At 39.7% G+C, this 15,916-nt stretch carries 13 protein-coding genes; 8 read left to right on the top strand and 5 right to left on the bottom strand.

What is annotated here, in order from left to right:
* The first annotated feature begins 206 nt into the window (after nucleotides 1–206).
* The 8 genes from hepA (at nucleotide 207) to HWQ39_RS16450 (ending at nucleotide 11,140) form a co-directional block, all read left to right on the top strand.
* On the top strand, nucleotides 207–2,057 hold the full coding sequence (gene hepA, locus HWQ39_RS16485; protein WP_292846978.1) for a heterocyst formation ABC transporter subunit HepA: 1,851 nt from the start codon (nucleotides 207–209) through the stop codon (nucleotides 2,055–2,057).
* 182 nt (nucleotides 2,058–2,239) lie between these two features.
* Nucleotides 2,240–3,400, top strand: coding sequence for a glycosyltransferase (locus tag HWQ39_RS16480; protein WP_292846975.1), 1,161 nt, complete (start codon nucleotides 2,240–2,242; stop codon nucleotides 3,398–3,400).
* Between the two features lie 65 nt (nucleotides 3,401–3,465).
* Entirely contained in the window at nucleotides 3,466–4,458 is a 993-nt protein-coding gene (locus tag HWQ39_RS16475) for a glycosyltransferase family 2 protein (RefSeq protein ID WP_292846972.1), read from the top strand.
* Nucleotides 4,459–4,588: 130 nt separating this feature from the next.
* Entirely contained in the window at nucleotides 4,589–5,812 is a 1,224-nt protein-coding gene (locus HWQ39_RS16470; RefSeq protein WP_292846969.1) for a glycosyltransferase family 4 protein, read from the top strand.
* Entirely contained in the window at nucleotides 5,730–6,686 is a 957-nt protein-coding gene (locus tag HWQ39_RS16465) for a glycosyltransferase family 2 protein (RefSeq protein WP_292846966.1), read from the top strand. Before HWQ39_RS16470 ends, HWQ39_RS16465 begins: the two co-directional genes overlap by 83 nt.
* A 63-nt stretch (nucleotides 6,687–6,749) precedes the next feature.
* Complete coding sequence (locus tag HWQ39_RS16460) at nucleotides 6,750–8,189, top strand: O-antigen ligase domain-containing protein (protein WP_292846963.1); 1,440 nt, start codon at nucleotides 6,750–6,752, stop codon at nucleotides 8,187–8,189.
* A gap of 51 nt (nucleotides 8,190–8,240) precedes the next feature.
* A complete protein-coding gene (locus tag HWQ39_RS16455) occupies nucleotides 8,241–9,362 on the top strand; it encodes a glycosyltransferase family 4 protein (protein WP_292846961.1) in 1,122 nt (373 codons plus the stop codon).
* A gap of 128 nt (nucleotides 9,363–9,490) precedes the next feature.
* On the top strand, nucleotides 9,491–11,140 hold the full coding sequence (locus HWQ39_RS16450) for a GMC family oxidoreductase (protein ID WP_292846958.1): 1,650 nt from the start codon (nucleotides 9,491–9,493) through the stop codon (nucleotides 11,138–11,140).
* 298 nt (nucleotides 11,141–11,438) lie between these two features.
* On the opposite strand, the gene HWQ39_RS16445 is transcribed toward HWQ39_RS16450, so the two are convergent.
* The 5 genes from HWQ39_RS16445 to HWQ39_RS16425 all read right to left on the bottom strand — a co-directional run bounded on the left by HWQ39_RS16445 (nucleotide 11,439) and on the right by HWQ39_RS16425 (nucleotide 15,756).
* Nucleotides 11,439–11,858: a hypothetical protein gene (locus HWQ39_RS16445; protein ID WP_292846956.1), complete on the bottom strand. Its 420-nt coding sequence runs from the start codon at nucleotides 11,856–11,858 to the stop codon at nucleotides 11,439–11,441.
* A 178-nt stretch (nucleotides 11,859–12,036) separates the two neighbouring features.
* On the bottom strand, nucleotides 12,037–12,576 hold the full coding sequence (locus HWQ39_RS16440; protein WP_292846954.1) for a DOMON-like domain-containing protein: 540 nt from the start codon (nucleotides 12,574–12,576) through the stop codon (nucleotides 12,037–12,039).
* A complete protein-coding gene (locus tag HWQ39_RS16435) occupies nucleotides 12,573–13,691 on the bottom strand; it encodes an aminoglycoside phosphotransferase family protein (RefSeq protein ID WP_292846951.1) in 1,119 nt (372 codons plus the stop codon). Before HWQ39_RS16435 ends, HWQ39_RS16440 begins: the two co-directional genes overlap by 4 nt.
* A gap of 155 nt (nucleotides 13,692–13,846) precedes the next feature.
* A complete protein-coding gene (locus HWQ39_RS16430) occupies nucleotides 13,847–15,151 on the bottom strand; it encodes a Tudor-knot domain-containing protein (RefSeq protein WP_292846948.1) in 1,305 nt (434 codons plus the stop codon).
* A 218-nt stretch (nucleotides 15,152–15,369) separates the two neighbouring features.
* A complete protein-coding gene (locus HWQ39_RS16425; protein WP_292846945.1) occupies nucleotides 15,370–15,756 on the bottom strand; it encodes a hypothetical protein in 387 nt (128 codons plus the stop codon).
* Nucleotides 15,757–15,916 lie beyond the last annotated feature (160 nt).

Raw genomic sequence — 15,916 nt, 5'->3', positions numbered from 1 at the left:
ATCTGTGCGGTAATAGATGATTTCATCTACCGCACTGAGGCTCAAACAAAAATTGTTTATGTAGCATCTATAGAGTAATACGGTTCTAGATAATTGGTTTTTTAAGACGCGATTTATCGCGTCTCTACATCAGGATTTTGGGCTTGTCTGAACCGTATTGATTTATATCGGTCTATCTACCTTGCCAAACTATTATTATAAAATTCATGAATTTGAATCTTCCACAACCACTCAGTAATCTGCTCAAAGCTACTAGCTTGTGGCAGGATAACTATTTGATATTGCGAGAATTTAAATACTTTCGCAAAATTGCCATTTTAGCTCTAATATTTTCAATTTTTGCGGCAACATTTGAAGGTGTAAGTATTGGTTTCTTACTTTCCTTCTTGCAAAGCTTAACTAGCCCCAACGCTCAACCTGTCCAAACAGGAATAGGCTGGTTTGATATTTGGATTTTGGGAGCTAAGGCATCAGCAATTAATCGTTTATACCGTGTATCTTTGCTGATTTTAGTGAGTACTTGGTTACGTGCAGCCTTCAATTATTTTTCTCAGGTTTATACTGAATTATCTCAACTACATCTTGCCGATCGCTTACGTAAGCAAATTTTTGAACAATTACAATCCTTATCACTCAGTTACTTTGCCAAAACTCGTTCTGGTGAATTAATTAACACAATTACCACAGAAATTGAAAGGATTAGACAGGGTTTCAGTGGCGGAGCATTTTTAGTAACTAGAGGACTAACAACCGTTGTCTACTTAATATCAATGTTTTTGATATCGTGGCAATTAACAATAATTTCTGCATTACTATTCACACTTTTAGGCGTGGGGTTGTCAAATCTAAATGCTAGAGTCAGAGAATCAAGTTTTGGCATGACAACTGCTAACGCTAACTTTACATCAACAGCCATAGAATTTATTAATGGCATTCGCACTGTTCACACCTGTGGTACTCAAGAATTTGAGCGTCAGCGTTACTATAAAGCTAGCGATAAGGTAATAAGTACGACAACAAAAGTTGTGTTTACCTGGACACTTGTAAAGCCAATTGCCGAAGGGGTAGCGACTACAGTATTGATCGGAATGATTATTTTGGCTTTCACTAGCCTTGTAACTAACGGAACACTACAAGTTGCTTCTTTGCTAACCTTTTTCTTTGTACTATTTCGCTTCATCCCATTTGTTCAAGATATTAATGGCACGAGAGCATATCTCAGTACTTTGCATGGTTCAGCAGACAACATTAAAAATCTGTTGAAAAGCGATGATAAATATTACTTTCAAAATGGCAGAGTTGAGTTCAAGGGATTAAAAAGGTCAATAGATTTAGTCTCTGTGGATTTTGGCTATGATGAAGAAAATTTAGTGCTACATAATATTACCTTGACGATAGAAAAGGGAAAAATGACGGCATTAGTTGGAGCATCGGGTGCTGGTAAAACAACTCTTGCTGATTTAATTCCCCGCTTTTACAATGCTACAGATGGATATCTTTACATTGATGAAGTTGATGTACGGCAGTTTGAAATTAACTCCTTACGTCGTAAAATAGCTGTTGTCAGTCAAGATACTTTTATCTTCAACACTAATGTTTGGCAGAATATTTCTTACGGCACTCCAGAAGCGACTAATGATGAAATTCAAGCAGCAGCTAAACTAGCGAACGCATTAGAATTTATTTTGGAAATGCCCGAAGGTTTTGATACCCAATTAGGAGATAGAGGTGTTAGATTATCTGGAGGACAAAGACAGCGAATTGCTATCGCGCGTGCTTTACTTCGGAACCCAGAAATCTTGATTTTAGATGAGGCAACTAGCGCCTTAGATTCGCTATCTGAGCGGTTAATTCAAGATTCATTAGAAAAGCTATCTGTAGGTAAAACAGTAATTGCGATCGCTCACCGTCTTTCTACCATTTCTAAGGCAGATAAGGTTGTAGTTTTAGAACAGGGACGGATAGTAGAGCAAGGTAAATATCAAGAACTCTTGGAACTCAAAGGTAAGCTTTGGAAATATCATCAAATGCAGTATGAAGTAAGACCATTGGATTAGAAATTATATCCAATTATCAAAATAGTTGCAACATATTTATCGGCTGTAAATCTCTACAGCCGTAAATCTATAACTATGTACCAGTAGTTTTTTAAAAAGTAAAATAACAGGTATGTAAATACTTATTGTCTCTACAAATAAGTGTTTAAAATTAATGATCTAATCTTAAGAATAACAGAAATATGTATCAAAAAATAGTTGACCAAAACCTGATTTATCAATGCTCAAATTTTAATGTCGGTGGAAGCGGAGGTGTTGAAACTTATTTAGCTTCTCTATTTGAACATCGACCACCTGATATTAGCGATCGCGTGTTAAAATTACTGAAAAATATCGATCAAAGCCAGTTCAAACTGCTGCACATCCACAGTCCAGATTTGCTATTGCAGCTTACAGGCGAATGTCCGACTATCTTCAGCGTTCATAATCATTCACTCTACTGTCCTAGTGGCACAAAGTATTTAGCAGAGCAACAGACAGTCTGCGATCGCAACTTCTCTTACTTAGGATGTACCTGGAGTAAATTAGTAGATAAATGCGGTAGCCGTAAACCCTTAAGAACCCTTAAAGAATTGCAAACCACTCATCAGTTTTTAGATGTATTAAAAAAGATAAAAATTACTTTTATTGCTAATAGCGAATATGTCCGACAAGAGTTAATTAAAAATGGTGTACCTCCAGAACAAACTGTGACTATACACTGTGGAATTTCTATACCACAAACAGCAACAGCACCTTTGAGTTTAGAAGTCCATCAAAATCATAGAATTTTGTTTGCTGGACGGATTGTTTCTGATAAAGGTCTGGAATGGTTACTCAAAACCTTAATACATACAGACCCGAAAATTCAACTTGATATTGCAGGTGAAGGTTGGGAACGACCACGGTTAGAAAAGTTAGCAAATACCCTTGGATTGAATAAGCGGATCACTTGGCATGGTTGGTGCGATGCTGACAAACTAAATAAACTTTATCAACAGTGTTTTGCAGTTATCTTTCCCAGTGTTTGGCCTGAACCTGCTGGTCTTATAACTTTAGAATCTTATGCTCGTTACCGACCTGTAATTGCTAGTGCAGTTGGAGGGATTCCAGAACATTTACGAGATGGAGAAACAGGTATTCTTGTTCCAGCTAATGATATCCAAAAGCTGGCTGATGCTATTCATGAGTTGTATATAGATTATTCAAAAAGCCGATACATGGGTGAACAAGGTCATGCTTTATTGCTCAAAGAATTTACAATGACGGCTCATATAAATAATCTCCGAACAATTTATGCGAAAACAATAGCTGAGTTTCCTGATAAAGCTAAAAAAATATATAGCATTTCTCAAGCTAAATAAAGTTTAGTTTGGCCAACATATTAAATGGTGCATCTTTTATCTATGAAATATAAAGGCAGAAAAATATGTCATTGCATCAAAAATACCAACAACATTTAGTCAGCGTTATTATCCCCACCTATAATCGACCAGAGTATCTTAAGCAAGCGATCGCTAGTGCTATCAAACAAACTTATCAAAATATTGAAATTATTATTTCTGATAATTGTAGTTTAGAAAATCCTCAAGAAATTGTCGCATCTTTTGGTGATTCACGCATCAGATTTTGGCAACATCAGCAAAATGTGGGTATGTTAGCTAATCAGCTGCATGGCTTCAAGATGGCACGAGGTAAATATGTTGCTAGTCTCCATGATGATGATATGTGGAATGAAGACTTTTTAGCAAAGCTTGTACCACCATTAGAAGCAAATTCTGATTTAATTATCGCTTTTTGCGACCAATATATCATAGATGCTAATGGCATAATTAATGATATTGGAACTGAAGAAAACACACGTGGTTATAAGCGAGATCAACTAGCAAAAGGAATTCATCAACCTTTTTACAAAATTGGATTAGTAGATAAAAGCATACCTACCGCAGCATCTTGTGTGATTCGCAATAATTTTGTGAATTGGGATAGTATTCCTTCAGAAGTTGGCGGGATGTGGGATTTATATTTAGCTTATCTGTGCTGTATATCTGGTCATGGCGCTTACTATTATCCAGAAAGATTGACGCGATATCGTGCCCATGAGCAAACTGATACTATGCTCAGTGGTAGTCGAGATGTGCAGGCAAAACTCCGCAAAGCTAAAAGCGAAATGTTTTGTTATCAAGTCTTTATAGAAGATGCTCGTCTACAAGAATTTAGAACTTTTTTTCAACAAAAATGGTTAGAAGCTAATACCACTTTTGGAATTGGTTTGCTACGAAGTGAACAGATAGCAGTAGCACGTCCTTATTTTTGGAAGACATTGAAAAAACAAAAATTTAATGTCCGAACTCTGGCGGCATTGAGTCTTAGTTTTACTCCACGTTTTTTAGCAAACAAATTAATGGGAATATCGAAATGATTGAAAAATTACACCTAATTCATAAAAGTTATCTTTTAAACTAACCGCAGAGGACACAGAGAGAATAAAAATGGTTTCAATTTTTATTTTGCGTCTTTATGTGAGTTTATATTAATAAGGAAGATATTAGATGAAACTTTGTATTGTTACTCATAAAATCAAAAAAGGTGATGGTCAGGGACGGGTAAACTATGAGGTTGCTCAAGAAGCAATTCGTCGTGGTCATCACTTGACATTATTAGCTAGTGAAGTTGCACCAGAACTAGAAAATGATAACCAAGTTAATTGGGTTAAAATTCCAGTTAAAGGCTATCCTACAGAATTTGTGCGTAATTTCATATTTGCCCAAAAAAGTGCTGATTGGTTACGTAAACATCGCTCTGACATTGATTTAGTGAAAATCAATGGAGCAATTAATCTGGCTGCGGCTGATGTAAATGCTGTACATTTTGTCCACAGTTCATGGTTGCGATCGCCTGTTCATATTTCCCGCGATCGCCGCGATTTATATGGTTTCTACCAATGGCTATTTACAGCTTTTAATGCCCGTTGGGAAAAACAGGCTTTCCAAAAAGCGCAGGTTGTGGTGGCTGTATCCGAAAAGGTAGCCCAGGAATTAGTCAACATTGGTGTACCGCGTTCTCGGATTCGGGTAATTGTCAATGGCGTTGATCTAGAAGAGTTTACCCCCGGTGAAAGCGATACCTGCGGCGGGCTACGCCTACGCCAAAAATTAGGTTTACCGGAGAATGTCACTTTAGCCCTGTTCGCCGGAGATATTCGCACACCTAGAAAGAATTTAGATACAGTCCTACACGCCTTGGTGCAAGTTCCCGATTTACATCTGGCGGTGGTAGGTCATATCGAAGGTAGTCCCTTCCCTCAACTAGCGGCTTCTTTGGGGTTGAGCGATCGCGTGCATTTTGTGGGATTTCGCCGTGATATCCCCGAAATTATGCGGTCAGTAGATTTATTTATTTTTCCTTCCCGATATGAAGCTTGTAGCCTCGTATTGTTAGAAGCACTTTCTTCAGGACTACCAGTAATTACTGCCACAGCTACCGGGGGTGCAGAGTTGGTGACACCAGAATGTGGCATCGTCTTAACCGACTCAAATGATATTGATGCTTTAGCTGTGGCGATGATGTCCTTGGTAAGCGATTCTGCCCTGATGCAACAGATGAGTCAAGCAGCTCGTTCTGTGGCAGAACAATATAGCTGGACTACTATGGCTCAAACTTATGTGGATCTATTCGAGGAGTTAAGCAAAAATGCGGAACACTGTTCTGATACCAACTTATCGCCGTCCACAAGACTTATCACGCTGCCTTTTGGCGCTACAGGAGCAAACTAAACCAGTCGATCAGGTGATAGTGGTTGTCCGCGATACAGATGCAGAAACTTGGCAATTTCTGGCGCAATACACAGCGCACAATTTGCCACTGCATACTGTGAAAGTAACTGAACCTGGGGTAGTAGCAGCCCTCAACGCCGGACTAGCAGCAGTGGAAGGCGATATTGTTTCCATTACTGATGATGATGCCGCACCTCACCCCGATTGGTTAGAGCGCATCGCCGCTTACTTTGTTTCAGATAGTCACCTCGGCGGTCTGGGAGGGCGTGATTGGATATACCACGGCAGCAAATTAGAAGATGAATCCCGCCCAGTAGTGGGACAGTTGCAATGGTTTGGGCGAGTCATTGGCAACCATCATCTGGGAGTGGGAGAACCCCGCGAAGTGGATATTCTCAAGGGCGTAAACATGAGTTTTCGTACCCAAGCTATCGGACAACTACGCTTTGACGAGCGGATGCGCGGTACTGGAGCGCAAGTACACTTTGAAATGGCGTTTACTCTGACATTAAAGCGGGCTGGTTGGAAGATAATTTACGATCCAAACGTTGCTGTAGATCACTATCCAGCACAACGTTTTGATGAAGATCAGCGTAATAACTTTAATGAAATTGCCTTTATTAATTTAGTCCATAATGAAACCTTAGTTTTACTAGAGCATTTGCCATTTATCCGCCGGATTGCATTTTTGTTCTGGGCAGTATTCGTGGGTACATGCGATAGTTTGGGCTTAGTACAATGGCTGAGATTTTTACCTAGTCAAGGGCAGTTAGCAGGGAAAAAGTTATTAGCATCTTGGCGTGGACGTTGGCAGGGATATCAAGAATTCAAAATTCAAAATTCAAAATTCAGAATGAGCCAGAGCCTCGAATGACTTCATTCCCAGGCTAGAGCCTGGGAACGAGTTGAACTTATTTATATGTACATCTAAAATTGAATGAATTCTAGACAGATACTTTTCAATAGTTTTTCACAAGAAAGCTATTCTCCTGAAGAGCGATCGCTACAGGGGTGGATGGCGATCGCAGGCTTTATACTACTAACTGTAGTTTGCTATTTTGCTGGTGCTACTGCCGCATTGCGCCTAATTTACCCGGTGACAGCTTTAGCAGTAGGCATATTTTTATACTTGCGCCATCCCATTCTCTACATCAGTTTTACCTGGTGGATCTGGTTTCTCACACCCTTAGCTACCCGCTTAGTTGACTATCGAGTGGGTTGGGACCCTACTCGTCAAATGCTGATAGCACCCTACTTAGTGGTGTTTGTCACCATAGCAACATTCTTCCGACACTTTCCCCGCGCTTCTCGCGAAGGGGCTTTGCCGTTTGTTTTGGCTTTTATCGGAGTGTTTTATGGCTTTCTCATCGGTCTGGTTTATAACCCACCGATCCCTGTAGCACGCGGTTTAATGGATTGGCTCAGTCCGATTATCTTCGCTTTTCACTTATTTATCAACTGGCGAGATTATCCCAGTTATCGCCAGAATATTCAACGAACATTTCTCTGGTGTGTGTTGATTTTAGGAACTTATGGCGTATATCAATTTGTGGTAGCTCCTGAATGGGATAGATACTGGTTGATACAATCAAAACTATTCATGAGTTCTGGAAATCCTGTACCTTTTGGGATGCGCGTCTGGAGTACATTACACTCAGTCGGCCCCTTTGGTTCTGTTATGCAGGCTGGGTTACTGTTGTTATTTACCAGTTCAGGAAACTTAATTTTTCCGGCTTCAGCTGTTGGTTACTTATCTTTTTTATTAACACAAGCACGTACTAATTGGGGGGGCTGGTTATTTGGAATAATTATGATTATGGGTTCAGTTAAAGCCAAAATTCAAATGCGCTTAATTACCATAATTGTAGTCATGGCAATTTGTGTTGTGCCGTTGACAACTATTGAGCCAATTGCTGGAGTTGTAGCAACCCGTTTGGAAACTTTTTCTAATCTTCAAGAAGATGGCAGCTTTAAAGATAGATCGGGAAGTTACGATAAAAACCTTGGTTTAGCCCTTTCTAATGGTTTAGGTAACGGCTTAGGAAATATCTGGAAAGTCAACGAAAAAACTGGTCAAATTGAAGTAGTGGTAATTGACAGTGGCATCTTAGATATGTTTTTCACCCTGGGCTGGTTTGGAGCCATCTTTTATATGGGTGGATTAATTTTGTTAATTGTTAGTGTTAGCAGCTATGGTGAAGGTCGTTTTGATAGCTTTATTAGTGCTGCGCGTGCTATTGGTATCAGTTCCGCTTCACAGCTAGTTATCGGTAGCGGTATGTTGAGTGTAGCCGGGATGATTCTCTGGGGATTTTTAGCTATGGCGATGGCAGGACATAAGTACTATAGCAATGCCAAAGATCCCCGACTTCTCTAAGAAGTAGAGAATCTGATAAATCTTACAACTTAAATAGGACTCTTATAGATTATGAAAGTAATTATTGTAATGCCACTGGCCGAGCAACGAGGCGGCGGTGAAATGATGCTTTGGGATTTGGTGCAGCAGGGACGTAATGCTGGTGTCGAGTGGCTGGTGATATTTTTAGAAGACGGCCCGATGGTCGAACAAGTAAAGTCCCTTGGTATTGATGCACGAGTTGTGGAAAGTGGACGTTTACGCCAAATCCACCGTTTTATTGGTGCTGTTTTTCGGATAGCTGCGATCGCCCGCCGCGAACGTGCAGATATAATTGTCAATTGGATGTGGATCACGCATATATCTGGAGGTTTGGCGGCGATGTTGGCGGGCTTGCCTGCTGTGTGGTATCAACTAGAAGTACCTAGTGATAAAACTTGGTTGGTACGAATCGCTACTTTAATCCCCGCGCGGGCAATTATCACCCTTTCGCAAGATGGTAAGCAAGCACAGGCAGAGATTTGGCCCCACAGACCAACACCTTTGGTTTATCCTGGTGTCGCATTAGATCGATTTGAGCCTAATGCTTTACCAACTCCAGAAGAAGCACGGCGGAAACTGGGTTTACCTTTACACGGGCCTTTGATTGGAATTGTGGGACGATTGCAACGATGGAAGGGAATGCACGTCTTGGTGCAAGCGATGCCCAAAATTTTACAGAAGTATCCCGATGCCCATTGTGTGGTGGTTGGCGGTAAGCACGATTTTGAACCGGATTATGAAGACTTCTTAAAAGCTGAAATCACTGCTTTAGGTTTAAAAGACCAAGTAATTATGGCTGGACTACAGCGTAATATCCCGGAGTGGGTGCAGGCGATGGATGTATTTGTTCATGCATCAGATAAAGAGCCATTTGGGATTGTGATTATTGAGGCGATGGCGTTGGGTAAACCTGTAATTGCTGGCAGTGCAGGCGGGCCGACAGAGATTATTACTGATGGCATGAATGGACTATTAACACCTTACGGCGATGCGGATAAATTAGCGATCGCAATTCTCCGCTATCTTGACGAGCAAGAATTTGCCCGAAGTGCAGGAATGGCTGCACGAGAACGCGCCCTCGATTTCTCAACGCAGAATTATGCCCAAAATTTTATTAGTGCAATTCGTTCTGCCATGCCGAGTGTTTCATAGGTTGAATGAAACGCTAAACTTCTTGTAAAAGACAAATTTAGGAAATAAAACTACAGATTTATATTGATTAATTATCTATCTAAATTTGTGATCAAAAATAATAAATTAGATTAAAAGGAATTAAATAAATGTTGATTGATAGCCGCAAAGTGTCAATAGATGAAGTTATCAATACTGAAGTTTGTATAGTTGGCGCTGGCCCAGCAGGAATTACACTTGCACGAGAATTAATTGGGCAAGATTTTCGAGTTTGCTTACTAGAAAGTGGTGATCTTGAATTTAATCAAGAAACTGCATCTCTTGGTGAAGGTGAAACAGTTGGAGATCCTTTTCCACCACTGCAAGATATGCGCCATCGTCAATTTGGTGGACTAGCTAATGTCTGGAATATTGAAATTAATAAAAATCAACTTGGTCTGAGGCACGTGCCGTTAGACGAAATAGATTTTGAAAAAAGAGATTGGGTTCCATATAGTGGCTGGCCTTTTAGCAAATCTCATCTGAATCCCTTTTATGAACGCGCTCAAGCAGTCTGTAAACTCGGTTCCTTTGCTTATGAAGCCGAGGCGTGGGAAAATGCCCAATCTCCTCGGACACATTTCACAAGCGACCGAGTTACTACCAGTATGTTTCAGTTTGGCCCACGCGATATTTTCACCAATGAATATCGCCATCAAATCAATCAATCTCCTAATATCACGACATTCCTCAACGCCAACGTGGTAGAAATTGAGGCAGATGAAACAACCCAGACAGTGAAACGCGTACAAGTAGCTTGTTTATCTGGTAATAAATTTTGGGTAGCTGCAAAAATATTTATTTTAGCCACAGGTGGTATTGAGAACGCGCGTTTATTGTTACTATCAAACCGAATTCAAAAGAATGGATTAGGCAATCAACATGATTTAGTGGGTAGGTTCTTTATGGATCATCCTTTTATCCGTTGTGGTATGCTTGTTCCGCAAAATCGCAAAATCTTTAATTCGATGGCTTTGTATGACTTACGCCGGGTGAATAATGTCACCGTAATGGGAAAATTTGCCCTAACGGAACAAGTGATGCGCCGCGAAAAATTACTAAATATGACCGCGTTGTTATATCCCAGAGATGAAAGGTTTAGGTCGCCAGCAAAGGCTTCTGCAAAAATTTTGTTCTCTTCACTTCGGCAAAGACAGTTACCTAAGAATGTTCTTCAACATTTGCAAAAAGTCATTACCAATATTGATGATTTAGTAGCTGATTGGTATAAGTATAATATCAAAAAAGAATATTTATTTCCTGATTTGAGTCATGGAGGATGGTCTGAACATGAAGGGAATGAACAGAAATATGCAAAATTTGAAGTTCTCAGCCAAACTGAACAAACTCCAAATCCAGATAATCGGGTAACACTCAGTAATCAACTAGATAAGCTTGGCTGTCCTCAAGCAAAATTAATTAATCATTGGGGCGAAATAGATATTTGCAGTGTGAAGCGATCGCAGTTAGTATTTGCACAAGAATTTGCGAGTGCTGGACTAGGTGAATTGCAAATTGAATTGGATGGAGATCGTCCAGTTGCTTCGCTGAGTACCCATCATAATATGGGAACAACGCGTATGCATCATGACCCCAAACAAGGAGTAGTTGATGCAAATTGTCAAGTTCACGGCATCTCTAATTTATTCATGACAGGTAGCTCTGTTTTCCCTACAGGAGGCTATGCTAATCCTACGCTCACTATTGTTGCCTTAGCAATTCGATTGGCAGACCATCTGAAAGCACAATTGTCTCACTAAGTATAAATTTGCGTAAAAGTGTCACGGTTTTAGATGTAGCGATCGCAATTTTTTCTCCATTTTCACAACTCAGATAGGATCGCGATCGCTGTTACTCAAGCGTCGAATGGCATAATTCGATTAAGATAGCAGGTACGTAATCTTCTTACTTAATATAAATAGCCAAATAACCTAATCTAAAACCCCCATACCTTAAATATACAGGGGTTATTTCAGCTTGCAGGGAAGGTTCAAAAAAAAAGTTAACTTGTATTGCATCAAATTACAAATTTACAAATGGCCATAGACAAATTTGTACTTATACAGGATAATTTGCTCCGGTTAATACCCCCAATTGCAAACTTACAGCGCTTATGTAATCTTGATTGTTTAAAACTTGTGCCGGTAACTTGTTAGCTTTGATCGCAGCTTTGACTAAATCTTGGGCAGTAATATTTCCACGCCGACCTTCATCAATCAGAGCTCCTCCACTAGGAACTCCTTGCTGTTTAAAACCACCTTGGTAAGCAAGATTAACCAGATTAAAGGGTTGAATATAGCTGGCATTGGTGTAATTACTGCCTAATGCATCAGAATTAACTGCTGTGTTTATTGGTTTCTCACTAGTAGCATCAGTACTTGTATTGTTATTTGCGGCTGTTTGAGCGCTAGCAATGCCAGATGTAAGGGCAAGAAAGGCAATGATAACTGTAGAATTGATTAATTTTGTTAATTTCATAACGTACTCCTTAACTAGAGTGAAGTAGAATCAATAGTTTCTACTAATAGATTCTTCTTATTTATAAAAACTAACCTCATATAATTAACTCACCCAAACGGGTGAACTGTTTCTCATCCAAATGAGTGACTTCTTTGCTGGCTTCTCATTCTGGCACATTCATAGCAGTAACCACATCTCACAACTCAATGATGAAACTGTCTCGTAGATGAAAGTCAGCCGCCGCGCCTTGATGAGTTAACGCCCAGTAAGTTACCTCGCCATCTTTATATTTGATAACTGTAGTAATGCCAATTTCAATTTCTTGGTTTATCGAGACAATTTTATCCAAATTGACATCTAACGCAAGTGCTAAACTATCAGCTTGATTCTGAACAATAAACGGTAGCTTTTCAAAGGCTATTTCCTCTTGCATCCCTTGACGGTACTCATCAAAGCGATAGACATTCCAGTGTCCGGCGGGGGAGAGGTTAAATTCCCAATACCGTTGAGAATCTTTGATACTAAGGAAGAACTCGAAACAAGTGTCTTCCCACAATTCGTACTTGCGTGATGGTGCATTTGATAGTGAAGAAATTGCAATTTCTTTTAAGTCGCCTCCAAAGCTGTAGTAGATAGCAAGTTGATTAGCATTTCGGGAGATATTGCCTGTAATTTTCAACTTAGGAAAGGACTCAGTAGAAGGGAAAGGTTGCAGGGAAAATATCTGGTTGTTCATTTCATGTCTTGAATAATTTTGCGAATCTGCGTTTCTTGAGATTCAATACTTTCGGTCAGCTTAAACTGGACGATCGCTCTTGCCAAATTATGTTCTGGGTGCTTAACTTTAAAGTAGATATTCCCTGCTAAATAATCAGCAAAAAATCTCAGTCCTAGTTCAAAAGTAATTAGACGGATGGCATCATATATGTATGCATAATCATTCTCGGTCAGAAATGCCTTAGCCACAGCAAGATAACCCTGTAGAATTTCCTGACACAAATCGGTATCGAAATAAATACTTTCCCAATTCTCGGTTTCTTCACCAGCCGGATTACAACCCGATCGCAGGCAATCACCAATATCATAATGTACCAGACCGGGTTTCACTGTGTCTAGGTCGATGATGCTAACGGCTTGCTGGGTAACAGTGTCAAACATCACGTTATTGATTTTTGGATCGCCGTGCATCAGACGCAGAGGTAGAATGCCTTCAGATTTGGCATTTTCTAGGATATGTGCAAAGATTTGGCGATCGCTAACAAACTGTAAGCAATAATTAACTTCAGAAGATGCACTCACACTAGTTTTCGCCAGAACTTCCTGGTAATGTTGGAGATAAAGCGGTGTAATATGGAACCCTTCGAGGGTGTCAGCAAGTTTTTCTGGTGGCAAATCGCTGATGAGATTGTGGAACATTCCCAAGGCATAACCGATTTCTTTGGCGTGTGAGCGATCGCCTATACTATCAAAAGACTGGGAGCCTTCAATAAAGCTAATTGCCCGCCAAAATGAGCCATCTGCATCCTTGCAATGGTCTTGAGTATCTTTGGTCAATAGTACGCGTGGTACTTCCCAGCGACGATTAAGGGGTGTATCCTGCAACCGTTTGTGAACATGTTCCGTGAAGGTACGCATGTTCTGCATAATCAGTTGTGGCTGACGAAACACCTGTGTGTTAATGCGTTGCAGGACAAAATGTTGTTCCTTTAAGGAATCTAGAGTTACCAAAAAAGTGTCATTGATATTACCACTGCCAAACCCTTTAACGCCTGTAACCTTTCCCAATTGGGCGAATTGGTTAGCGATCGCCACTAGGTTTCGGGTATTCTGTGTATTAATTTGTTCTGTCATGTGTTTGACCTGCACTACTCCTCATATACATTGCACGCAAGCAATAGGGGATATCGTAGCGCAAGTGTCAAGATAATTCGTAATTGGTAGATAGGAAAAACAAGATCCCCGACTTCGTAAAAGTTGTCGGGGATCTGTAGGTTGCAATTCAATAGTTAAGAAATCTCATCGTTATCAACCCATTCGTCATAAGATGAGTCATAACCAACGTAGTGAAGAAAGTATTGCTGACCTTGGATTTGCTCAATTGTTGCAGAATACCAAGCCTCTTGGTCATCATCCCAACATTTCACCTTTTGACCGACTGCATATCCATTGTCATCAGTAGAGCGAAGATCGCGAGTGCGAATGTCATCTTCGCCTACCCACTCGTCATAAGATGAACCGTAACCAAGGTAATGAATAAAGAATTGGTCATCTTGAATTTTTTCAATTGTTCCCTGATACCAATCCTCGTCATCATTATCCCAGACTTCCACTGTTTTACTTACTTCATACTGATTCTTATCTGACTTGACAGCAGATGAGACATCTTGAATCGGCTTTTGCTCTTCTTGTTTAATTTCTTCTTTTACTAAAGTGTATGCTTGCAAAATTAAATTGCGAGCGACAGTTTGAGTTCCTGTATGCTCGTAGTAATTGGTAGTTTGATCTAGGAATGCTGCGACAAAATCTAAATTATCATCAGCAATCTGAATAAAATTACCCAAATTACTAGAAATTGATTGCGGGGTGATGCCTGTTTTGGATACTAAGTCATTCATCCAGCCTTGCACAGAGTTGAAACCCTGACTGATAAAACCAACTTTATCAGAAGGATTATTACCTGGAAGAAAGTTATTAACGGCTAAGAAAACCGGATTTTGAGTTATTGCACTAGTATCAGTGCCGCTAATAACTCCGTGAATTTTGCTCAGGAAATCGGGGCCTAATGGTAGAATTCCATCTAGACAAACTAGAGCAATCATCCTCATTAGGGACGCATTTTGATAGTTGTTAGCGAGGGAATTAGCAAACTCTTGGGGATTAGGTTGAGGAATGCCGTTTATTTTGCAAAAGGCAATGATTTCGACAGCTATTTTTAGTACTAAGTCAATGGATTGAGTGACATCCGCTTTGGGAGTAATTTTGCCTAAAAAAGAGAGAAAGCCAATTTTCTCACTAACTTTATTCGCTAAAGCCGCCGCTCCCATTGCTGTGTCTGCCTTATCAATTGTTTGATAAAGTTTGATTGCAAACTGGTAGCCTTTTAGAGGATCTTCATATATGCTAGCGGCGCGATCGCGGATTTTCTGGATTACCTTAGCATCGGTTTCTCCAGTAATGGTGCGAATACTATTGTCAAACCCCGTCAAATTGCTCCATTCCCCTGGTGCTACATAATCAAGAGCTTTTAAAACTTTGACAGTAATATTGTCAGTCGGTAATTCGTCAACCAACTGAATAATCGATTTGTCCATCAGCCGATCCTCAAAACTCAAAATATGGTTATAATCTGATTCAGAGTAGCCCAGCGCCCACAAGAAGCCTTTCTCTGGTGGGTACTGGGCAATTACTAAACCGTATTTATAGAGTTCCCCGAACCGATCAAAAAATTAAGAACCCACATTTTTAAATGCTTGAAAGCGCTGAGTGCTGAGTTATTATTCTCCCCCAATTCCCAGTCCCCAGCCCCTTTTTAAGCCAAATTTTGCGGACAGTAGCCCAATCCACGGATATAACTTTGTCGGAATACTTCAATCTCATCAGGCTGCGGTCTACCATGAGAAACTACCGCTATCTTATAGCGTTTCATAACATTAATTGGTGGTTGTCCAGTTTCTAAACTGCTCAGAACCTTACTAATCAACTTGGATGGGGAGTAAATAATTCCTAATTCGTTTAAGAAAGCTCTAATATCTTTATCCTTTTCTACAGAAACAAAAGATTTAGTTTTAATGTTGATTATCCAACCATCAAATTGATTAATTACAGTCACAAATTCAATATAAAATTCATTTTTACTAAAATATTCAACAACCCGCAATGTCAGACTAGCATTGGCCAGATAGTATAGGTATTGCATAATTTCTAGAGCAGAATTGAGACTTTAAAAAATAATCTCTAAATCTAAAGATTTCATGAGGATTCTAAATTTTTACAGAAAAATTAAATAAATAAATCTTTCATCATCAAAGTGAATGTAAATACTACTTTAATTATGAATATTTGTAAATAAATATCTG

Source organism: Nostoc sp. NMS8 (assembly GCF_017115045.1).
Taxonomy (GTDB): Bacteria; Cyanobacteriota; Cyanobacteriia; order Cyanobacteriales; family Nostocaceae; genus Nostoc.
Note: the sequence above shows the minus strand (reverse complement) of the source record. Positions and strands in the feature narration are given on the sequence as shown.